General features: G+C 51.7%; 23 protein-coding genes. 17 read left to right on the top strand and 6 right to left on the bottom strand.

What is annotated here, in order from left to right:
• The first annotated feature begins 89 nt into the window (after window positions 1-89).
• Window positions 90-1,025, top strand: a complete 936-nt coding sequence (gene rihA, locus OGX96_RS12685) for a pyrimidine-specific ribonucleoside hydrolase RihA (protein WP_079934606.1) — start codon at window positions 90-92, stop codon at window positions 1,023-1,025.
• A 96-nt stretch (window positions 1,026-1,121) separates the two neighbouring features.
• On the opposite strand, the gene OGX96_RS12690 is transcribed toward rihA, so the two are convergent.
• Window positions 1,122-1,604 (bottom strand): zinc ribbon-containing protein, encoded by a 483-nt coding sequence (locus OGX96_RS12690; protein ID WP_003022748.1) that lies wholly within the window; start codon window positions 1,602-1,604, stop codon window positions 1,122-1,124.
• 235 nt (window positions 1,605-1,839) lie between these two features.
• On the opposite strand from OGX96_RS12690, the gene leuS reads away from it, so the two are divergent.
• Genes leuS through nadD form a run of 4 tightly spaced genes read left to right on the top strand, consistent with a single transcriptional unit; the run spans window position 1,840 to window position 6,710 of the window.
• Complete coding sequence (gene leuS, locus OGX96_RS12695; protein WP_095533124.1) at window positions 1,840-4,422, top strand: leucine--tRNA ligase; 2,583 nt, start codon at window positions 1,840-1,842, stop codon at window positions 4,420-4,422.
• A 14-nt stretch (window positions 4,423-4,436) separates the two neighbouring features.
• Complete coding sequence (lptE, locus tag OGX96_RS12700) at window positions 4,437-5,036, top strand: LPS assembly lipoprotein LptE (RefSeq protein ID WP_191221715.1); 600 nt, start codon at window positions 4,437-4,439, stop codon at window positions 5,034-5,036.
• Complete coding sequence (gene holA, locus OGX96_RS12705; RefSeq protein ID WP_234096026.1) at window positions 5,036-6,067, top strand: DNA polymerase III subunit delta; 1,032 nt, start codon at window positions 5,036-5,038, stop codon at window positions 6,065-6,067. The genes lptE and holA overlap by 1 nt, the downstream gene beginning before the upstream one ends.
• Window position 6,068: 1 nt before the next feature.
• Window positions 6,069-6,710 carry a nicotinate-nucleotide adenylyltransferase gene (gene nadD, locus OGX96_RS12710; RefSeq protein ID WP_100247219.1) on the top strand — a complete coding sequence of 214 codons (642 nt, stop codon included), beginning with the start codon at window positions 6,069-6,071 and terminating at the stop codon, window positions 6,708-6,710.
• Here nadD and cobD read toward each other — a convergent pair.
• Window positions 6,685-7,779 (bottom strand): threonine-phosphate decarboxylase CobD, encoded by a 1,095-nt coding sequence (gene cobD, locus OGX96_RS12715; protein WP_008784087.1) that lies wholly within the window; start codon window positions 7,777-7,779, stop codon window positions 6,685-6,687. The two genes, nadD and cobD, sit on opposite strands and share 26 nt — an antisense overlap.
• Window positions 7,780-7,875: 96 nt before the next feature.
• Here cobD and OGX96_RS12720 point away from each other — a divergent pair, with 96 nt between their 5' ends.
• The 10 genes from OGX96_RS12720 (at window position 7,876) to lipA (ending at window position 17,349) form a co-directional block, all read left to right on the top strand.
• Window positions 7,876-8,487 carry an adenosylcobalamin/alpha-ribazole phosphatase gene (locus OGX96_RS12720; RefSeq protein WP_008784086.1) on the top strand — a complete coding sequence of 204 codons (612 nt, stop codon included), beginning with the start codon at window positions 7,876-7,878 and terminating at the stop codon, window positions 8,485-8,487.
• A 254-nt stretch (window positions 8,488-8,741) separates the two neighbouring features.
• On the top strand, window positions 8,742-9,059 hold the full coding sequence (gene rsfS / locus OGX96_RS12725; RefSeq protein ID WP_003022728.1) for a ribosome silencing factor: 318 nt from the start codon (window positions 8,742-8,744) through the stop codon (window positions 9,057-9,059).
• Between the two features lie 3 nt (window positions 9,060-9,062).
• Complete coding sequence (gene rlmH / locus OGX96_RS12730; RefSeq protein ID WP_003022725.1) at window positions 9,063-9,530, top strand: 23S rRNA (pseudouridine(1915)-N(3))-methyltransferase RlmH; 468 nt, start codon at window positions 9,063-9,065, stop codon at window positions 9,528-9,530.
• A 30-nt stretch (window positions 9,531-9,560) separates the two neighbouring features.
• Window positions 9,561-11,462 (top strand): peptidoglycan DD-transpeptidase MrdA, encoded by a 1,902-nt coding sequence (mrdA, locus tag OGX96_RS12735; protein ID WP_003831292.1) that lies wholly within the window; start codon window positions 9,561-9,563, stop codon window positions 11,460-11,462.
• A gap of 2 nt (window positions 11,463-11,464) precedes the next feature.
• Window positions 11,465-12,577, top strand: a complete 1,113-nt coding sequence (gene mrdB / locus OGX96_RS12740) for a peptidoglycan glycosyltransferase MrdB (RefSeq protein WP_003022718.1) — start codon at window positions 11,465-11,467, stop codon at window positions 12,575-12,577.
• A 10-nt stretch (window positions 12,578-12,587) separates the two neighbouring features.
• A complete protein-coding gene (rlpA, locus tag OGX96_RS12745; RefSeq protein WP_057067704.1) occupies window positions 12,588-13,697 on the top strand; it encodes an endolytic peptidoglycan transglycosylase RlpA in 1,110 nt (369 codons plus the stop codon).
• Between the two features lie 142 nt (window positions 13,698-13,839).
• Entirely contained in the window at window positions 13,840-15,051 is a 1,212-nt protein-coding gene (gene dacA / locus OGX96_RS12750; protein WP_003022711.1) for a D-alanyl-D-alanine carboxypeptidase DacA, read from the top strand.
• Window positions 15,052-15,157: 106 nt separating this feature from the next.
• A complete protein-coding gene (ybeD, locus tag OGX96_RS12755; RefSeq protein WP_003022706.1) occupies window positions 15,158-15,421 on the top strand; it encodes a DUF493 family protein YbeD in 264 nt (87 codons plus the stop codon).
• A gap of 114 nt (window positions 15,422-15,535) precedes the next feature.
• Window positions 15,536-16,177, top strand: coding sequence for a lipoyl(octanoyl) transferase LipB (gene lipB, locus OGX96_RS12760; RefSeq protein ID WP_003831286.1), 642 nt, complete (start codon window positions 15,536-15,538; stop codon window positions 16,175-16,177).
• A 206-nt stretch (window positions 16,178-16,383) separates the two neighbouring features.
• Window positions 16,384-17,349 carry a lipoyl synthase gene (gene lipA, locus OGX96_RS12765; RefSeq protein WP_003022702.1) on the top strand — a complete coding sequence of 322 codons (966 nt, stop codon included), beginning with the start codon at window positions 16,384-16,386 and terminating at the stop codon, window positions 17,347-17,349.
• Between the two features lie 98 nt (window positions 17,350-17,447).
• On the opposite strand, the gene tatE is transcribed toward lipA, so the two are convergent.
• Complete coding sequence (gene tatE / locus OGX96_RS12770; protein WP_003022699.1) at window positions 17,448-17,651, bottom strand: twin-arginine translocase subunit TatE; 204 nt, start codon at window positions 17,649-17,651, stop codon at window positions 17,448-17,450.
• Window positions 17,652-17,779: 128 nt separating this feature from the next.
• Window positions 17,780-18,568, bottom strand: coding sequence for a deaminated glutathione amidase (locus OGX96_RS12775; protein ID WP_060682583.1), 789 nt, complete (start codon window positions 18,566-18,568; stop codon window positions 17,780-17,782).
• Between the two features lie 90 nt (window positions 18,569-18,658).
• Between OGX96_RS12775 and crcB the strand changes: the two genes are divergently transcribed.
• Complete coding sequence (gene crcB, locus OGX96_RS12780; protein WP_003831281.1) at window positions 18,659-19,042, top strand: fluoride efflux transporter CrcB; 384 nt, start codon at window positions 18,659-18,661, stop codon at window positions 19,040-19,042.
• Window positions 19,043-19,093: 51 nt separating this feature from the next.
• Here the strand turns inward: crcB and cspE are convergent, their stop codons facing one another.
• A complete protein-coding gene (gene cspE, locus OGX96_RS12785) occupies window positions 19,094-19,303 on the bottom strand; it encodes a transcription antiterminator/RNA stability regulator CspE (RefSeq protein WP_000034825.1) in 210 nt (69 codons plus the stop codon).
• A 189-nt stretch (window positions 19,304-19,492) separates the two neighbouring features.
• Complete coding sequence (gene pagP, locus OGX96_RS12790; RefSeq protein ID WP_003831280.1) at window positions 19,493-20,056, bottom strand: lipid IV(A) palmitoyltransferase PagP; 564 nt, start codon at window positions 20,054-20,056, stop codon at window positions 19,493-19,495.
• Between the two features lie 462 nt (window positions 20,057-20,518).
• Here pagP and dcuC point away from each other — a divergent pair, with 462 nt between their 5' ends.
• A complete protein-coding gene (gene dcuC / locus OGX96_RS12795) occupies window positions 20,519-21,904 on the top strand; it encodes an anaerobic C4-dicarboxylate transporter DcuC (RefSeq protein WP_003022136.1) in 1,386 nt (461 codons plus the stop codon).
• The last annotated feature ends 92 nt before the right edge of the window (window positions 21,905-21,996 follow it).

Raw genomic sequence — 21,996 nt, forward strand, 5'->3', positions numbered from 1 at the left:
CGCCACCTCACGCTTTATCCCTTCGCCTCTCGAAACACATACAGCCCAGCGTTAACCTTGTCACAAAGTCCCACTTACAAGGAGCAACAATGGCACTTCCTATCCTGTTTGATTGCGATCCGGGTCATGACGACGCTATCGCAATTGTGCTCGCCCTCGCCTCACCAGAACTGGATGTGAAAGCGATAACCTCATCAGCCGGTAACCAGACACCAGACAAAACGCTGCGTAACGTGTTACGCATGTTAACGTTGCTCAACCGTACGGATATACCAGTAGCTGGTGGCGCAGTGAAGCCACTGATGCGCGATCTGATTATCGCCGATAACGTTCACGGCGAGAGTGGGCTGGATGGCCCGGCGCTGCCGGAACCCGCTTTTGCGCCACAAGACTGTACCGCCGTGGAACTGATGGCGAAAACCCTGCGTGAAAGCCCGGAACCGATGACGATTGTCTCCACCGGGCCGCAAACTAACGTCGCATTGCTCCTGAATAGCCATCCTGAGCTGCACGCCAAAATCGCCCGTATCGTAATTATGGGTGGTGCGATGGGCCTCGGAAACTGGACGCCCGCCGCCGAGTTCAATATTTTCGTGGATCCTGAAGCCGCTGAAATCGTATTCCAGTCTGGCATTCCAGTGGTGATGGCTGGTCTGGACGTCACGCATAAAGCGCAAATACATCGCGAAGATACCGAGCGGTTCCGCGCTATCGGCAATCCCATTTCGACGATCGTGGCTGAACTACTCGACTTCTTCTTTGAATATCACAAAGATGAAAAATGGGGATTCATCGGCGCACCACTGCATGATCCATGCACCATTGCCTGGCTGCTGAAACCTGAACTGTTTACCACCGTTGAACGCTGGGTCGGCGTGGAAACTCAGGGTAAATATACCCAGGGAATGACCGTGGTGGATTACTACTTCCTGAGCGGCAATAAGCCAAACGCCACCGTAATGGTAGACGTGGATCGTCAAGGGTTTGTCGATTTGCTGGCAGAACGGCTGAAGTTTTACGCCTAATACACGCCGGATGGCGCTAACGCTTATCCGGCCTACAAAATCGTGCAATTTGTAGGCCGGATAAGACGCTTTGCGTCGCCATCCGGCAATAAGCGATCACGGCTCAAACGGTCGCCGCTGGAACTGATCGTGCCCGCATTTCGGACACAGCGGTAGCACATCCGGGGTGTAAACCGCTAAATGGAAGTGGCACTTCTCGCAGACCAGATTACCTAATCCGACCACCTCACCGCTGTGATAAACCCCGTGATGACTGAGATCCTGGAACACTTCTCGCCATTCGAGCTGCGTTTTATCGGTAATATCGGCCAGTTCCTGCCAGATACTCTCCTTGATAACCCGCATAAAAACGCTGTCTGTCTCCTCATCGAGACTTTCTTCATAGCTCAGAGCAAACTCTTCCAGGTCACGTCTGACGGCCCGGGTGAGCTCTTCCACCTCGGTTCGCGTTAACTCCCCGGTCTGCATAACTCGTTGACGCGCCTGCTCCACCAACGCATCAATATCGCGTTCACCATTACGCAGACGTTCGCTCAGTGAAGCCACCAGTTCACGGTAATATTGAGCAACCTTGTTCATCGCTTCGCCTCCTGGGTCGTTAACTGTCTATAATAATAGACGTTATTTACGCTACGCTTTGCAAGACTGTCCACAGAGTGTGTAAATTCGTGCAAGAATTATCCTTGCGGGAATTCAACGCTGAATGCGCGAAAGGCTGTTTTGGCGCGGGCGTTTGGGCTATGCTATGCGGATCTGAAACACCACATCTAGAGCTACGTTTGTAGCTGTATTGAAAACAGGACCACTGGCTGCCATGCAAGAGCAATACCGCCCGGAAGAGATAGAATCCAAAGTACAGCTTCACTGGGATGAGAAGCGCACATTTGAAGTTACCGAAGACGAGAGCAAAGAGAAGTATTACTGCCTGTCTATGCTTCCCTATCCTTCTGGTCGACTACACATGGGCCACGTACGTAACTACACCATCGGTGACGTGATCGCCCGCTACCAGCGCATGCTGGGCAAAAACGTACTGCAGCCAATTGGCTGGGATGCGTTCGGTCTGCCTGCAGAAGGCGCTGCGGTTAAAAACAATACCGCGCCAGCACCGTGGACGTACGACAACATCGCATACATGAAAAACCAGCTCAAAATGCTGGGTTTCGGTTACGACTGGAGCCGTGAGCTGGCGACCTGCACCCCGGAATACTACCGTTGGGAACAGAAATTCTTCACCGAGCTGTACAAAAAAGGCCTGGTGTACAAGAAAACGTCTGCGGTCAACTGGTGCCCGAACGACCAGACCGTACTGGCAAACGAACAGGTTATCGACGGCTGCTGCTGGCGTTGCGATACCAAAGTCGAGCGTAAAGAGATCCCACAGTGGTTCATCAAAATCACCGCTTACGCTGACGAACTGCTGCGTGACCTGGATAACCTGGATCACTGGCCTGACACCGTGAAAACGATGCAGCGCAACTGGATTGGCCGTTCTGAAGGCGTGGAAATCACCTTCGATGTGAACGGTTACGACAACACGCTGACCGTTTACACCACCCGCCCGGACACCTTTATGGGTGCGACCTATCTGGCCGTTGCCGCAGGTCACCCGCTGGCGCAGAAAGCTGCTGCAAATAACCCAGAACTGGCTGCCTTCATTGACGAATGCCGCAACACCAAGGTTGCTGAAGCCGAAATGGCAACCATGGAGAAGAAAGGCGTCGACACGGGCTTTAAAGCCGTTCATCCGCTGACTGGCGAAGAAATCCCCGTTTGGGCAGCAAACTTCGTCCTGATGGAATACGGTACGGGCGCAGTCATGGCCGTTCCGGGCCACGATCAGCGCGATTACGAGTTTGCGACAAAATATGGCCTGACCATCAAGCCAGTAATTCTGACCGCTGAAGGCGCAGAGCCGGACCTGTCTGAACAAGCTCTGACCGAAAAAGGCGTGCTGTTTAACTCCGGCGAGTTTGACGGCCTCGACTTCGAAGCTGCCTTCAACGCCATTGCTGACAAGCTGGTAGCGAAAGGCGTGGGTGAGCGTAAAGTGAACTACCGTCTGCGTGACTGGGGTGTTTCCCGTCAGCGTTACTGGGGTGCGCCAATTCCGATGGTGACGTTGGAAGACGGTACCGTACTGCCGACGCCAGAAGATCAGTTGCCGGTTATTCTGCCGGAAGACGTGGTTATGGACGGCATAACCAGCCCAATCAAAGCCGATCCGGAGTGGGCAAAAACCACCGTTAACGGCATGCCTGCGCTGCGCGAAACCGACACTTTCGATACCTTTATGGAATCCTCCTGGTACTACGCGCGCTACACCTGCCCGCAGTACAACGAAGGGATGCTGGATCCAGAAGCCGCAAACTACTGGCTGCCAGTTGATATCTACATTGGTGGTATTGAACACGCCATCATGCACCTACTCTACTTCCGCTTCTTCCACAAGCTGATGCGCGATGCGGGCATGGTCAACTCTGACGAACCGGCCAAACAGCTGCTGTGCCAGGGTATGGTGTTGGCTGATGCGTTCTATTACGTTGGTGCAAACGGCGAGCGTAACTGGGTTTCTCCGGTTGATGCCATCGTTGAGCGCGACGAAAAAGGTCGTATCGTCAAAGCTCAGGACGCAGAAGGCCATGAACTGGTCTATACCGGCATGAGCAAAATGTCCAAGTCGAAAAATAACGGTATCGACCCGCAGGTCATGGTTGAACGTTACGGCGCTGACACGGTACGTCTGTTCATGATGTTCGCTTCTCCGGCTGATATGACGCTGGAATGGCAGGAATCCGGCGTTGAAGGGGCGAACCGCTTCCTGAAACGTGTATGGAAGCTGGTTTACGAACATACTTCCAAAGGCGATGTTGCTGCCCTGAACGTTGATGCGTTGAGCGAAGACCAAAAAGCGCTGCGTCGCGACGTACATAAAACCATTGCTAAAGTTACCGATGATATTGGTCGTCGTCAGACCTTTAACACCGCAATTGCGGCGATTATGGAGCTGATGAACAAGCTGGCGAAAGCACCGCAGGAAGACGAACAAGACAGAGCCCTGATGCAGGAAGCCTTACTGGCCGTCGTTCGCATGCTGAACCCGTTCACCCCACACGTTTGCTTCACGATGTGGGAAGCACTGAAAGGCGAAGGCGATATCGACAACGCACCGTGGCCGGTGGCGGACGAAGCGGCAATGGTTGAAGACTCAACGCTGGTTGTGGTTCAGGTAAACGGCAAAGTACGTGGCAAAATCACCGTTCCGGTAAACGCCACTGAAGAGCAGGTTCGTGAGCGTGCTGGCCAGGAGCATCTGGTAGCAAAATATCTTGATGGCGTTACCGTACGTAAAGTGATTTATGTACCGGGTAAACTCCTCAATCTGGTCGTTGGCTAAGCGCGGGAGGAAGCGTGCGACTTCTGACAACATTGTTGTTATCTCTGGCGGTGCTTGTCACCGCCGGATGTGGATGGCATCTGCGTAATACTACGCAGGTCCCACCCTCAATGAAAACCATGATTCTGGACTCTGGGGATCCAAACGGCCCATTAAGCCGCGCGGTTCGTAATCAGCTGCGTCTGAACGGCGTTACGCTGCTAGAGGACGGCTCAATGCGTAAAGATGTGACGTCCTTGCGTCTTGGCGCGGTCAGCATATCGCAGGATACGGCGTCGGTATTCCAGAACGGTCAAACGGCAGAATACCAGATGGTGATGTCCGTGAGTGCATCCGTGCTGATCCCAGGTCATGATATTTATCCAATCAGCGCCAAAGTTTATCGTTCGTTCTTTGACAACCCACAGGCTGCGCTGGCGAAGGATAACGAGCAGGACATGATCATCAAAGAGATGTATGACAAAGCGGCTGAACAGTTAATTCGTAAGCTGCCAAGCGTACATCTGGCCGATACTCTGTCATCCAATGCTGATGATGATGCTAAGCCAGCGGCAACAAAAGCCGCAGAGCCTGCGTCATCTCCGGCGCGTGTTTCCACCACGCTGGGTAACTGATGCTCAAGTTGTACCCTGAACAACTCCGCGCACAGCTCAATGAGGGGCTGCGCGCGGCGTATTTGCTCTTAGGTAACGATCCTCTCTTGTTGCAGGAAAGCCAGGACGCTATCCGTCAGGCTGCCGCCACACAAGGGTTCGAAGAACACCACGCTTTCACCCTGGACAATAGCACCGACTGGGGAGAGATTTTTTCACTCTGCCAGGCAATGAGCCTGTTTGCCAGCCGTCAAACCCTACTTTTGCAGTTGCCTGAAAATGGCCCCAATGCCGCCATTAACGAACAGCTCGCTTCACTCGTCACACTGCTACATGACGACCTGCTGCTGATCGTTCGCGGCAACAAACTGACTAAAGCGCAGGAAAACGCCGCATGGTATACCGGACTTGCCAATAATGCGGTGCAGGTAAGCTGCCAGACGCCGGAGCAAGCACAGCTTCCTCGTTGGGTCGCCGCCAGGGCGAGGCTTAACAATCTACAACTGGATGACGCAGCGAATCAGCTGTTGTGTTATTGCTATGAAGGTAATCTGTTAGCACTGGCGCAAGCGCTGGAACGGCTAGCATTGCTTTGGCCTGATGGCAAACTAACGCTGCCTCGCGTGGAGAAAGCCGTTAACGATGCCGCGCACTTTACCCCGTTCCATTGGGTGGATGCGCTGCTGATGGGCAAAAGCAAACGCGCGCTGCACATTCTGCAACAGTTACGCCTGGAAGGCAGTGAGCCGGTTATTTTGCTGCGCACGATACAGCGTGAATTACTGCTGTTGGTCAACTTAAAACGGCAGTCAGCTCATACGCCTTTACGCACGTTGTTTGATAAACACCGGGTGTGGCAAAATCGCCGGGGTATGATGGGAGACGCGCTAAACCGGCTGAATCCTGCGCAGTTGCGTCAGGCGGTAACGCTGTTAACGCGTACGGAAATTACGCTTAAACAAGACTATGGTCAGTCAGTGTGGGCGGAACTTGAGGGGCTTTCCCTGTTACTCTGCCATAAATCGCTGGCCGATGTTTTTATTGATGGTTGATATGAAATCATTGCAGGCTCTGTTCGGTGGCACCTTTGATCCGGTGCATTATGGTCATCTTAAACCGGTTGAAATTCTGGCGAATCTGATTGGCCTTTCCCGGGTCATTATCATGCCCAATAACGTGCCGCCGCATCGTGCGCAACCCGAAGCGTCCGGCGAACAACGTCAACGCATGGTTGAACTGGCCATTGCCGATAAGCCGTTGTTCTCCCTTGATGAACGCGAACTGAAACGCGATACCGCCTCCTACACCGCGCAAACGCTCAAAGAGTGGCGCGAGGAGCAAGGACCGGACGTGCCATTAGCGTTTATTATTGGCCAGGACTCACTGCTTACCTTTCCGTCCTGGCATGACTACGACACGATTCTGGGTAACACCCACCTCATTGTCTGCCGACGTCCGGGCTATCCGCTCGAAATGGCGCAGGAAAAGCACCAGCAGTGGCTGGAGGATCATCTGACCCATTCGCCAGATGACCTGCACAACTTGCCTTGCGGGAAAATTTATCTGGCTGAAACGCCGTGGTTTAACATCTCCGCCACGCTCATCCGTGAGCGTCTGGAAAAAGGCGAGCCGTGCGACGACCTGATGCCAGCTGCAGTGCTTGACTATATCAATCAGCAGGGGTTGTACCGCTAAGCACCTTGCGTAGAGCCGCCAACAGGCGGTTATTCTCTTCCTGGCTGCGAACGGCTACCCGATAATAGCGCGCATCCAGCCCCGGATAATTAGCACAACTGCGAATCAAGACATGTTGTTCCAGCATTGCGCGTTGCAGATCAAAATCCGCCCGATCGCAGCGCAATAAGCGATAATTTGCCCTGCCAGGATACACCGTCAGGCCGGGCAGTTCTTTCAACTGCCGATCAAACCTCGCGCCCTCTTGCTCCAGCCACTTCCATGTTGCCTGCTGATATGCGCTGTCGTGTAAAATAATCTCGCCTGCCAGTGCTGCAAATGCGTTAATTGACCACGGCATTTGTCGACGGCGCATCTGTGCAACAGCCTGTTCATTACTGTTGACCAGATACCCTAACCGCAGCCCCGGTATCGCATAGAACTTGGTTAGCGAGCGCAGCACCCAAATATGCGGGTTATCCCGAAGCAGCGGAATAAACCCCTGCTCCCCGGCAATAAAATCGATAAACGCTTCATCAAGGATCAGATTGATCCCAAGCAACTCACAACGCGCGGCTATTTCGCGCAGCAGGCGGTTATCGGGCAGCAAGCCAGTGGGATTGTTGGGCGTACAGAGAAACAGGCAGTCCAGCTCTGAGGTTAACGTATCGAGGATTGCATCGGTAAGCTGCCAGCCATCGTCTTCGCGCAGCGCAAACTCATGGATCGTACAGTCTCCCCATTGCAGCGCCCGACGATATTCAGCAAACCCGGGCGTCACGATCATCGCATGACGTGGTTTAAGTCCTTGCACCAAAGTGAAAATCGACTCAGTCTCGCCGTTTCCGGCAAGTATCCATGAGGCAGGAATCTGATGATGCTCCGCCAGCGCCGCATGCAATTTAGCGTAATCAACATCCGGGTAACGCTCCGCGCAGTCCAGGTTGTCGACGATCGCGCGTTTTAAACTTGCCGGCATACCCAGCGGATTAATATTCGCGCTAAAATCCAACAATTGTTCAGGCGAGATGCCCAACAGTTCGGCGGCTTCTCGGGTATTGCCACCATGCGCGCTCTTCAATAAAGACATCGTGCCGCTCCACGCAAAAAAAGGTATTTTAGTGAAAAATCTCTGCGCAATCAGGGCAAACATCATGTTTTGTGCGAATAACCTCAAGAGGAAAAAATGAGACTCTGGTTAGTACGTCATGGAGAAACTGAAGCCAATGTCGCTGGTTTATACAGCGGTCACGCCCCCACACCGCTAACGGAACGGGGTATCGCTCAGGCGCAAACACTGGGTACGCTGTTACGCAATGTGCCTGTCGACAACGTTCTGTGCAGCGAGTTGGAACGTGCCCGCCATACAACGCAGTTGATCTTAGGCGATCGCGAGGTTCCTGTGCGCAACATGCCTGAGCTCAATGAGATGTTTTTTGGTGACTGGGAAATGCGCCATCATCGCGATCTGGCGCGAGAAGACGCCGAAAACTACGCCGTGTGGTGTAACGACTGGCAGAATGCGACGCCAACCAATGGTGAAGGTTTTCAGGCGTTTTCCCAGCGCGTGGAACGCTTTATTGCTCAGCTCGCTGATTACAAAACGTGCCAAAACCTACTGGTGGTGAGCCATCAGGGTGTTCTGAGCGTGTTGATCGCCCGTCTGCTGTCCATGCCGGCTGCAGCAATGTGGCATTTTCGCGTCGAACAAGGTTGCTGGAGCGCAATTGATTTTTGCGACGATTTTGCGGTTCTGAAAGTGCTCAACAGCCGGGCTGTATGGCACGACGGGGAGTGAAAGCCCTGTTTTTTCTGCCGAAGGGCTTCTCTCCCATTGACACCCCATGACAGGCTGTTATTCTCCGCAACCTGACTTTTCCCGCCCTTCAGAGCTTTGCAGAAATTGTTTTACAAAAATGGCGATGCATTCTGCGGCGTGGGGTGGGATGATAGCGCACTTCAAAAGCGCTTTCGGAGACATTTGTCCCGATATCGCCTCTGGTTCAGGTATACTAACAGACGTTTTTAACTCTTTTCACCCAGGGGGAACACTTGCAGGGTAAAGCACTTCAGGATTTTGTAATCGACAAAATTGATGACCTGAAAGGTCAAGACATCATCGCCTTAGACGTTCAGGGCAAATCCAGCATCACTGATTGCATGATTATCTGCACCGGCACGTCCAGCCGTCATGTAATGTCTATCGCAGACCACGTTGTTCAGGAGTCCCGCACTGCTGGTCTGCTGCCGCTCGGCGTAGAAGGCGAGAACGTTGCAGACTGGATCGTCGTTGACCTCGGTGATGTGATTGTCCACGTGATGCAGGAAGAAAGCCGTCGCCTGTATGAACTGGAAAAACTCTGGAGTTAATGCGTGAAGCTGCAACTTGTCGCTGTGGGTACGAAAATGCCTGACTGGGTGCAAACCGGGTTTACGGAGTATCTCCGTCGGTTTCCGAAAGATATGCCCTTTGAGCTGATCGAAATCCCGGCAGGAAAACGCGGCAAGAACGCGGATATTAAACGCATTCTCGACAAAGAGGGTGAGCAGATGCTGGCTGCCGCAGGCAAAAACCGCATCGTCACCCTTGATATCCCTGGTAAACCCTGGGACACGCCGCAGTTGGCGACTGAACTGGAACGCTGGAAACTGGACGGTCGTGACGTCAGTCTGTTGATTGGCGGGCCGGAAGGTCTCTCTCCTGCCTGTAAAGCGGCAGCGGAACAAAGCTGGTCACTCTCTGCGTTAACCCTTCCTCACCCTCTTGTTCGGGTTCTGGTCGCGGAGAGTCTGTACAGGGCGTGGAGCATCACCACCAACCATCCTTATCACCGTGAGTGATCATTGATTCTTGAGTAGATTAAGCAGCGGATGAAACTACAGAATTCTTTTCGCGACTATTCGGCTGAGTCCGCGCTGTTTGTGCGCCGGGCGCTGGTCGCTTTTTTGGGGATTTTGCTGCTCACCGGCGTGCTGATCGCCAACCTTTATAATCTGCAAATCGTTCGCTTTACTGATTATCAGACTCGCTCGAACGAAAACCGCATCAAACTGGTGCCTATCGCCCCCAGTCGCGGCATCATTTATGACCGTAACGGAATTCCGCTCGCCCTTAACCGCACCATTTATCAGATAGAAATGATGCCGGAAAAGGTCGACAACGTTCAGGATACCCTCGACGCGCTGCGTAACGTCGTAGACCTGACGGACGACGACATTGCCGCCTTTAAAAAAGAGCGCGCCCGTTCACACCGCTTCACCTCCATTCCGGTAAAAACTAACCTCAGTGAAGTGCAGGTGGCACGGTTCGCCGTTAATCAATATCGCTTTCCCGGCGTCGAAGTTAAAGGCTATAAACGCCGCTATTACCCCTACGGCTCTGCGCTGACCCACGTCATTGGCTACGTATCGAAGATCAACGATAAAGACGTGGACCGCCTGGACAAAGACGGCAAGCTGGCCAACTACGCGGCGACGCACGACATCGGTAAATTGGGTATTGAACGCTACTATGAAGACGTACTTCACGGCCAGACGGGTTATGAAGAAGTTGAAGTGAACAACCGTGGCCGCGTCATTCGCCAACTGAAAGAAGTGGCGCCGCAGGCCGGGCACGATATCTATCTCACCCTTGACCTGAAACTCCAGCAGTACATCGAAACGCTGCTGGCGGGCAGTCGTGCCGCGGTGGTAGTCACCGACCCGCGTACCGGTGGCGTTCTCGCACTGGTGTCCATGCCGAGCTACGACCCGAACCTGTTTGTCGATGGTATCTCGAGTAAAGATTACTCCGGGTTGCTCAATGACCCGAATACCCCATTGGTTAACCGCGCAACTCAGGGTGTCTACCCTCCTGCTTCGACGGTTAAACCTTACGTCGCGGTTTCTGCATTAAGTGCAGGCGTCATCACCCGCAATACTGGTCTGTTCGATCCGGGTTGGTGGCAATTACCGGGCTCTGAAAAACGTTACCGCGACTGGAAAAAATGGGGGCACGGCCATCTGAACATCACCCGTTCTCTGGAAGAGTCGGCGGATACGTTTTTCTATCAAATCGCCTATGATATGGGGATAGACCGCCTTTCAGAGTGGATGAGCAAGTTTGGCTACGGTCAATATACGGGTATCGATCTTGCCGAAGAGCGCGCCGGAAACATGCCAACCCGCGAGTGGAAGCAAAAACGGTTCAAAAAGCCATGGTACCAGGGTGATACCATTCCGGTCGGCATCGGTCAGGGTTACTGGACAGCAACCCCTATCCAGATGAGTAAAGCGCTGATGATCCTTATCAACGACGGTTTGGTAAAAGTTCCGCATCTGCTGATGAGTACGGCAGAAAACGGCAAGCAAGTGCCGTGGATTCAGCCGCACGAACCACCCGTTGGTGACATTCATTCCGGTTATTGGGAAATCGCAAAAGACGGCATGTACGGTGTAGCCAACCGTCCTAACGGTACTGCACACAAATATTTCGCTGGCGCACCTTACAAAATTGCGGCGAAATCCGGTACTGCACAGGTCTTTGGCCTGAAAGCCAATGAAACCTATAACGCACATAAGATCGCCGAGCGCTTACGTGACCACAAGCTGATGACGGCCTTCGCACCCTATGATAAGCCCCAGGTTGCTGTCGCCATAATTCTTGAGAACGGTGGCGCGGGCCCGGCTGTGGGTACCATTATGCGCCAGATCCTTGACCACATTATGTTGGGCGACAATAACACCAATCTGCCTGCAGAAAACCCCGCGGTTGCAGCAGCGGAGGACCAATAATCGTGACGGATAATCCGAACAAAAAAACATTCTGGGACAAAATCCACATCGATCCCACGATGTTGCTTATTTTGCTGGCGCTGCTGGTTTACAGCTCACTGGTCATCTGGAGCGCCAGCGGCCAGGATATTGGCATGATGGAGCGCAAGGTCGGTCAGATCGCGATGGGCCTGGTCATCATGGTGGTGATGGCGCAAATCCCGCCCCGAGTTTATGAAGGCTGGGCTCCCTATCTCTACATCTTTTGCATCATTTTGTTGGTGGCAGTAGATGCCTTCGGCGCTATCTCCAAAGGCGCGCAGCGCTGGCTGGATTTGGGGATTGTGCGTTTTCAGCCTTCCGAAATCGCCAAAATTGCCGTGCCGCTGATGGTCGCGCGCTTCATCAACCGTGATGTTTGCCCGCCATCGCTAAAAAATACCGCTATTGCGTTGGTGTTGATATTTATGCCCACCCTGCTGGTGGCCGCCCAGCCAGACCTCGGAACTTCAATACTGGTCGCTCTTTCCGGTCTGTTTGTTCTGTTCCTTTCTGGTTTGAGCTGGCGTTTAATCGGTGTTGCGGTAGTCCTGGTTGCGGCGTTTATCCCGATACTGTGGTTCTTCCTGATGCATGATTATCAACGTCAGCGCGTCATGATGTTACTCGATCCGGAAACCGATCCGCTGGGTGCGGGTTATCACATCATTCAGTCTAAAATTGCTATTGGCTCCGGCGGTCTACGTGGTAAGGGCTGGCTACACGGTACGCAGTCACAGCTTGAGTTTTTACCCGAACGTCATACAGATTTTATCTTCGCGGTATTAGCGGAAGAACTGGGTCTGGTAGGGATCTTAATTCTGCTGGCGCTGTACATTTTGCTGATTATGCGCGGGTTATGGATCGCTGCCCACGCGCAAACCACCTTTGGTCGCGTCATGGCGGGTGGTTTAATGTTGATATTATTCGTTTATGTCTTCGTAAATATTGGTATGGTGAGCGGTATTCTGCCCGTGGTTGGCGTTCCTCTCCCACTGGTTAGTTACGGAGGCTCGGCACTTATCGTGCTGATGGCTGGGTTCGGGATTGTTATGTCGATCCATACCCATAGAAAAATGTTGTCGAAAAGCGTGTAAGGGGTACGCAATGCGTAAGCAGTGGCTTGGTATCTGCATCGCAGCAGGAATGCTCGCGGCGTGTTCGAGTGATGATGGTCAGCAACAGGGTGCTGTCGCGCCGCAGCCTGCGGTGTGTAATGGTCCGATTGTTGAAATCAGCGGGGCCGATCCGCGCTTTGAACCCCTGAACCCAACGGCGAATCAGGACTATCAGCGTGATGGTAAGAGCTACAAAATCGTCCAGGACCCTTCCCGCTTTAGCCAGGCAGGGCTTGCCGCTATCTATGATGCGGAACCCGGAAGCAACTTAACCGCGTCTGGTGAAGCGTTCGACCCGATGCAGTTAACCGCAGCGCATCCGACGCTGCCAGTCCCAAGCTATGCCAGAATAACTAACCTGGCAAATGGCAGGATGATTGTCGTGCGCATTAACGATCGCGGCCCTTATGGCAACGATCGCGTGATTTCACTTTCACGTGCAGCAGCCGACCGTCTGAATACCTCCAACAATACCAAAGTGCGTATCGACCCGATCATCGTCGCCCAAGATGGTTCCTTGTCCGGGCCGGGAATGGCTTGTACCACGGTAGCGAAACAAACCTATGCCCTGCCCGCGCGTCCTGATTTAAGCGGCGGTGGCAGTATGGGCAGCATGCCTGCGCCATCGGATGTGGGTCAGCCGCAAGGCGATATTCGTCCGATCAGCAATTCCACGTTGAAAAGCGATGATACAACCGGTGCGCCAGTGAACAGCAGTGGATTCCTCGGTGCGCCGACCACGCTCGCTGCAGGCGTGCTGGAAGGTAGCGAGCCGACTCCAGCTCCGCAACCGACCACCACCGCACCGGTAACGCCAACCGCACCGGCAGCAACACCAGCCGCCGTCGCTGCACCTGCGCCAGCGGCAGTAGCCAACGGACGCTACGTGGTTCAGGTTGGCGCAGTCAGCGAGCAGTCGCGTGCGCAGCAGTATCAAAAACGTTTAAGCCAGCAATTTGGCGTCCCAGGTCGGGTGGTACAAAACGGCGCAGTCTGGCGTATCCAGATGGGGCCGTTCGCCAGCAAAGCTGAAGCCTCCACATTGCAGCAGCGTCTTCAAGCCGAGGCGCAATTACAGTCCTTCATCACCGGCGTGTAATAACGTAAATCAGGTATCTGAACTGTCAGTTTCTGTAAATGACATTAACAAAGTCACGCGGAAAGTCAGATGCCTGCCCGTTTTGCATTTGCTATAGTAGGGCACTTTTTTTAATTTCATCACGGACGTCGTAGTTCAGACCATGAAGACCACTTTTTCCGCTCGTTTCGTGCAGCGTATGGCGCTCACCGCGGCTCTCTGCGCAGCTTCTCTCTCTGCTGCCCATGCCGATGACCTGAATATTAAAACCATGATCCCGGGTGTTCCGCAGATCGATGCGGAGTCATATATCCTGATTGATTACAATTCAGGCAAAGTTCTGGCAGAACAGAACGCTGACACTCGCCGCGACCCCGCCAGTCTGACCAAAATGATGACCAGCTACGTCATCGGCCAGGCGATGAAAGCCGGGAAATTCAAAGAAACCGATCTGGTCACCGTCGGCAATGACGCATGGGCTACAGGTAACCCGGTCTTTAAAGGTTCATCGTTGATGTTCCTGAAGCCAGGAATGCAGGTTCCTGTTTCTCAGCTTATCCGTGGTATCAACCTGCAATCCGGGAATGACGCGTGCGTGGCAATGGCGGACTTCGCAGCCGGTAGCCAGGATGCTTTCGTCGGTCTGATGAACAGCTATGTGAACGCGCTGGGCCTGAAAAACACCCACTTCCAGACCGTTCATGGTCTCGATGCTGACGGTCAGTACAGCTCGGCTCGCGACATGGCGATGATTGGTCAGGCGCTGATTCGCGACGTGCCTAACGAATACTCTATCTATAAAGAAAAAGAGTTCACGTTTAACGGCATCCGTCAGTTAAACCGTAACGGCCTGCTGTGGGATAACAGCCTGAATGTCGACGGTATCAAAACCGGTCATACCGACAAGGCTGGCTATAACCTCGTTGCATCCGCAACCGAAGGTCAGATGCGTCTGATCTCCGCCGTCATGGGTGGCCGCACCTATAAAGGTCGTGAAACCGAAAGTAAAAAACTGCTGACCTGGGGCTTCCGTTTCTTTGAAACCGTGAACCCACTGAAAGTCGGTAAAGAGTTTGCTTCAGAGCCCGCCTGGTTTGGTAATACCGATCGTGCATCGTTAGGCGTAGATAAAGATGTCTACCTGACTATTCCGCGCGGCCGCATGAAAGATCTGAAAGCAAGCTATGTGCTGAACACCACAGAACTGCACGCACCGCTGCAGAAAAACCAGGTTGTCGGCACCATCAACTTCCAGCTGGATGGCAAAACCATTGAGCAGCGCCCGCTGGTAGTCCTGCAGGAAATCCCTGAAGGCAACTTCTTTGGGAAAATCATTGATTACATTAAATTAATGTTCCATCACTGGTTTGGCTAAAAATCGAACACTTGAAAGTGTGATTTACGTCCCCATATACTAGGTATCCAGATAACTCCCACGCGCTGTGGGAGTTATTATTTATTGATGTAACGCCGGAGCTGACATGAAAACCAAACTTAACGAACTGCTTGAATTCCCTACTCCATTTACTTACAAAGTAATGGGGCAGGCGTTGCCTGAGCTGGTTGATCAGGTGGTTGAAGTGGTACAGCGCCATGCGCCAGGTGATTACTCTCCGACGGTAAAACCGAGCAGCAAAGGCAACTACCACTCGGTCTCAATCACTATTACTGCTACACACATTGAGCAGGTTGAAACGCTGTACGAAGAATTAGGCAATATCGATATCGTACGCATGGTACTGTAAAAACCTGTTGGTTACCCGCTGCATCCACGCTCGGGTAACCCCTCCCTCCTGTGATATACTTTTCCCCCTCTTTTATATTCTCTACTCTATGTGAGTATCTTCGGAGATGCCGTTTTGTATCAGGATAAAATTCTTGTCCGCCAGCTCGGTCTTCAACCTTACGAGCCAGTTTCTCTGGCCATGCACGAATTCACCGATACCCGCGATGAAAACAGTTATGACGAAATCTGGCTGGTAGAGCATTATCCTGTTTTTACCCAGGGTCAGGCAGGTAAAGCAGAGCACGTACTGATGCCAGGAGATATTCCGGTGATCCAGAGCGATCGTGGCGGTCAGGTGACTTATCACGGGCCGGGCCAGCAGGTCATGTATGTGCTGTTGAACCTGAAGCGTCGTAAACTTGGCGTTCGCGAACTGGTTACGCTGCTGGAGCAAACCGTTGTGAATACCCTTGCGGAAATCGGTATTGACGCCCACCCGCGAGCCGATGCACCAGGCGTATACGTTGGAGAGAAGAAAATCTGCTCTTTGGGGTTACGTATTCGTAAAGGTTGTTCATTTCACGGCTTAGCGCTCAATGTGGATATGGACTTGTCGCCTTTCCTGCGTATCAATCCTTGTGGTTATGCCGGAATGGAAATGGCGAAGGTATCGCAGTGGGATAGCACAGCCACGACCGAGAGCATTCGCCCAAGGCTGCTGGCCAACATTCTGGCGCTGTTGGGTAACCCACCGCACGAGTACATCGCGGACTGAAAATACGCGCATACTTTGCCACGGCATATGTTGTGGCAAATGGCACAAAACAACAACTATTTTACATTTTGCCAGCCTGTCAGGCTGCTTTCTGGCCCGTTTCAATGATATACTGCGTATCACTAATTCAAAAATAGTTGATAAATGCAACATTCCCTTGAATTGAAACGCTTTCCTTCGTAATTCGCAACTGGAACACGCAAGCTATGAGTAAACCCATTGTGATGGAACGCGGTGTTAAATACCGCGATGCCGATAAGATGGCTCTTATCCCGGTAAAAAATGTGGCAACAGAGCGTGAAGCCCTGCTGCGTAAACCGGAATGGATGAAAATAAAACTGCCAGCGGACTCCACTCGCATCCAGGGCATCAAAGCGGCAATGCGCAAAAATGGCCTGCACTCTGTCTGCGAAGAAGCTTCCTGCCCTAACCTGGCTGAATGTTTCAATCACGGAACTGCAACCTTTATGATCCTCGGCGCAATCTGTACCCGCCGTTGCCCATTCTGTGACGTTGCCCATGGCCGTCCGGTTGCTCCTGATGCTAACGAGCCGTTAAAACTTGCTCAGACGATTGCTGACATGGCGCTGCGGTATGTCGTCATTACCTCCGTTGACCGCGACGATCTGCGTGACGGCGGTGCTCAGCACTTTGCTGACTGCATCACCGCTATTCGTGAGAAAAGCCCGTCGATTAAAATCGAAACGCTGGTGCCTGACTTCCGTGGTCGTATGGATCGTGCGCTGGATATCCTCACAGCCACCCCGCCGGATGTGTTTAACCACAACCTCGAAAACGTACCACGTATTTATCGCAATGTTCGTCCAGGTGCTGACTACAACTGGTCACTGAAGCTTCTGGAACGTTTCAAGGAAGCGCACCCGGAGATTCCGACCAAATCAGGTCTGATGGTCGGTCTGGGCGAAACCAATGCGGAAATCATTGAGGTCATGCGTGACCTGCGCAGTCATGGTGTAACCATGTTGACGCTGGGGCAGTATTTACAGCCAAGCCGCCATCACCTGCCGGTTCAACGCTATGTGAGCCCGGATGAGTTCGATGAGATGAAAGCCGAAGCTATGGCAATGGGCTTTACCCATGCAGCCTGCGGTCCATTCGTTCGCTCTTCATACCATGCTGACATGCAGGCCAAAGGGCTGGAAGTGAAGTAATCGTGTAATACTCACTTACATATCAGCAATAAAAAAACCGGCAAATTGCCGGTTTTTTTTCATGCAGAGTATGCAGTAAGAGCATCATGCTCCTGACATTACTCTTTATGAGAAAGCTTCTCAGCCTGAACGCTACCATCAGCATCTTTCTTAGCATCGGCATTATCGTCGTTCATTGCTTTCTTGAAGCCTTTGATTGCCGTTCCCAGGTCTCCACCCAGTGTACGTAACTTCTTGGTACCAAACAGCAGAACAACCAGTGCGGCAACCACCAGCAGTTTGGTAATACTAATCTCACCCATAGATACCTTCTTGACTTAAACCAGGCTGCATAAAGCGCCATATTAACCTGAGAATATTAACGGCCTTTCGACGCGCGCACACAATAGCAATCTGTAACAAGGTGAATCAAGCCTTGTTTAAAAAAACGTCATAATAATTGCGGTGGCGCAAAGCGTCGGTTACTTAACACCGGGAGTTGTGCCCTAACCTGCCTCACCCGCTCGGCGGAAACCTCGGCCATAATTAGCGCGGGCGTTTCTGCCGCAGCAGCAATGGTCACACCAAGGGGGTCGATGACCCTGCTTTGGCCGATATTCTTGTTACCGCACTCTCCCGCCGCAATCAAGTAACACGTCGCATCTAACGCTCTTGCCGCCAAAAGCGTAGCCCAGTGATGCTCTTTAAGCGATCCCCGAACCCAGGCTGCGGGTAAGACAAGAATTTCCGCTCCCTGCAATGCGTGCGCCAGCGCCAACTCAGGAAAGCGCAGATCATAACAGGTCATTAACCCTACTTTTAACCCGTCTACGTCCAGCAGCGGCGCTATGGCGTCCCCTGCATCCACATTTCGTGACTCCTGAATCGAAAAGGCATCATAGAGATGTAATTTAGCGTAATGGGCCACGACCTGACCTGCCCGTAGCGCCACCAGCATGTTAAACGCCCGGCCTGGCACAGAAGGAACATGAATCGTCAGGATTGTCGTCATCTCGTTTTGCGCGCTTTCTCGCAGCAAGCGCGTCAAAAATCCGCCCTCCAGCAGTTGAGCTGATTTCACTGACAGGTCTGGGTCCAGATCGTCACGGGCCAGAAGCGCCTCCGGTAATACCAACAGCGACGCCCCCTCTCCTGCAGCCTGTGACATCAAAAAGACGCAGGTTTCTGCATTTTTTTCCCATGAAGGTCCCACGGCAAATTGCCCTGCTGCAACGAACATATTCCCTCCAGAAAACGTTGTTAGGCTCGCCAACCACGATTATTCAGCGTTACACTCATCCTATATACAATCAAATAGCAGGATTATGCAGTGTTACAACTCCTTTTAGCGGTTTTTATCGGTGGTGGTACAGGTAGTGTAGCAAGATGGATGTTGAGCATGAGGTTTAACCCGCTACATCAGGCCATCCCATTCGGTACGCTGGCTGCAAACTTACTTGGCGCATTTATCATTGGTATGGGTCTGGCGTGGTTTAATCGCATGACTAACATTGATCCAATGTGGAAGGTGCTGATTACCACTGGCTTTTGCGGGGGACTAACAACGTTTTCCACTTTCTCAGCTGAGGTGGTGTTTTTGCTACAGGAAGGACGTTTTGGTTGGGCTATGGTGAATGTACTGGTTAATCTGTTGGGATCATTTGCGATGACCGCCCTGGCATTCTGGCTGGTTTCGGCCTCTCCCGCGCACTGAAGCGAAAAAAACCCGCAATTAAGCGGGTTTTGAATGCTTGCTGTCGTATGCTTACAGAGCGATTACGTTTGCAGCAGAAGGGCCTTTGGCACCGTTAGTGATTTCGAACTCTACACGCTGACCTTCAGCCAGAGTTTTAAAACCATTGGTCTGGATTGCAGAGAAGTGTACGAACACGTCTTTGCTGCCATCTTCCGGAGTAATGAAACCGAATCCTTTGGACTCATTAAACCACTTAACGTTACCTTTAATCTTAGACATCAAAATTACCTTTACATGAAAAATAGACACAAATGCTGTGTCGGGTATCAGTACAACAATTGTGGTGGACTTTGTCCAGTCGAACTTTATCAAAAAGTGATAAATGTCGCGTTATTTTTCAGTTAAAGTTAATATAACACTGTTTTTAAAAGACTTTTTAATAATCCACCTGACAATACAGGTAGTCCATCAAAACTGGAAACGCATCCATGCAAAGTAGACGTTACCGTTGTTGTACGTTCCCGGAATGTAGGTCATCTGGAACGTTGCCGGACCATACCCTATCGATGCCAGCGGTAACAGCACGGGTACCGGAATGTAGTTCCAGTTATCGCGCGCGGTAAAACCGGCGGTAAAACCGAGACCTGTATGAAAATTTTCATCTGCCAGCGGTCGCCAGGTTTTTTCCCAGCCATAACCACCAATGGGTTCCCATTTATTGTAGGAATCCTTAAAGGCCATTATATAAAGCCCGTGCCAGTTACCTTTATCATCCCAACGGGATTGACCAAAGCCCGCCCCCCATGGACGTTCATTGTAGCGATCCGTTTTTTCTTTATCGTAGGCAAAGCGTGCATGCCAGGTAATAGCCGGCACGTACAGATCATAATGTTCTGGCTGCTGCCAGGTTTCACTGACGTTGTCTTTAAAAGTAGCGAACCAGCCTTTATCTTCAGCAGCGCCCTGGGGAATGAAAGCTAACTGAATAAAAAGAAATGAAAAAATGAGAAAATATCGTTTAGCGACAATCACAACTTAATTACCATCCTGGGATTTATTATTAATTGTAGCAAACCCAACCTTAATGTTAGCTTAACAAAAATGCGCAGCTAAAAAATCAGAATAATCCTCAGCCTATAATTTTTAAGATAATTATCCATGAGTTTATTGAGCCATCTAATAGGAACTATTTTCTCTTTATTGCCAATAAATTGTTCTTTCCTGCGAAAAAAGTTAAATATCATCACAATAAATTAACAATTAATATTCATCATCGCCACAAAACACACACATCAGCGCTGCGCTTCACAGTTTCTTATTGTGAGATTCTTTTTTAAACCGCGATGCTGAAAAAACGGCTTAACCATCGCTTGAATCCGTATTTTTATTGATTTTAATCAGCAAGAGTTATCGGTTTATTAGGCACATTCTGTCACCACTTTTTACTTTTTTTAGTTTTTTTACTTTCTGGGCAGCAATGCGACAGGGGAAACGATGTTGACATTTATTGAACTCCTTATTGGGGTTGTGGTTATTGTGGGTGTAGCGCGCTACATCATTAAAGGTTATTCCGCGACAGGCGTACTGTTTGTTGGTGGTCTGGTTTTGCTGATTATCAGTGCGCTGATGGGGCATAAAGTTTTGCCGTCCAGCGCGGCATCAACGGGCTATACGGCAACAGACATTGTTGAATATATTAAAATTTTGCTGATGAGCCGTGGTGGCGATCTCGGCATGATGATCATGATGCTGTGTGGTTTTGCCGCTTATATGACCCACATTGGCGCGAACGATATGGTCGTTAAGCTGGCCTCCAAGCCTCTGCAATACATCAACTCACCTTATCTGCTAATGATTGCCGCCTATTTTGTCGCCTGCCTGATGTCACTGGCGGTTTCGTCAGCAACCGGTCTGGGCGTATTGCTGATGGCAACACTGTTCCCGGTCATGGTTAACGTTGGGATCAGCCGTGGCGCCGCAGCGGCCATTTGTGCCTCCCCTGCTGCAATTATTCTTTCACCAACATCCGGTGATGTGGTGCTGGCGGCAAAAGCTGCGGAAATGCCGCTGATCGATTTCGCCTTTAAAACCACGCTGCCAATTTCCATTGCCGCCATCATTGCTATGGCGATTGCCCACTTTTTCTGGCAGCGTTTTCTGGATAAAAAAGAGAACATTTCTCATGAAATGTTAGATGTGGCTGAAATCACCACGACTGCTCCGTCATTTTACGCCATTCTGCCGTTTACCCCGATTGTTGGCGTCCTGATTTTTGATGGTAAATGGGGTCCACAGCTGCATATCATTACGATTCTGGTTCTGTGCATGCTCATCGCGGCTATTCTGGAGTTCGTACGTGGGTTCAACACCCAAAAGGTTTTCTCTGGTCTGGAAGTCGCTTACCGTGGCATGGCGGATGCCTTTGCTAACGTGGTGATGTTGTTAGTCGCTGCGGGTGTATTTGCCCAGGGCCTGAGCACAATCGGCTTTATTCAGAGTCTGATTTCTATCGCCACCTCGTTTGGTTCGGCGAGCATTATTCTGATGATGGTGCTGGTGATCCTGACTATGCTGGCGGCAATGACTACGGGTTCCGGTAACGCTCCGTTCTATGCCTTCGTTGAGATGATCCCTAAGCTGGCGCATTCCTCCGGCATTAACCCAGCTTACCTTGTTATCCCGATGCTGCAGGCGTCAAACCTTGGACGCACAATCTCCCCGGTCTCCGGCGTGGTGGTTGCTGTTGCAGGTATGGCGAAGATTTCTCCGTTCGAAGTGGTGAAACGTACCTCGGTTCCGGTTCTGGTTGGGTTGTTGGTTGTGATTATCGCAACTGAAGTGATGGTACCAGGTTCTTCTTCAGCCGTCGTTGGCGGCTGATACTCAGAGAAATATAGGCCGGATAAGGCATTCACGCCGCATCCGGCATTTCGACTGCAACGTTGCCGGATGTCGATGCTAAAGCATCTTAT

This window comes from Citrobacter sp. Cpo100, from assembly GCF_030332595.1.
Classification (GTDB): domain Bacteria; phylum Pseudomonadota; class Gammaproteobacteria; order Enterobacterales; family Enterobacteriaceae; genus Citrobacter; species Citrobacter portucalensis.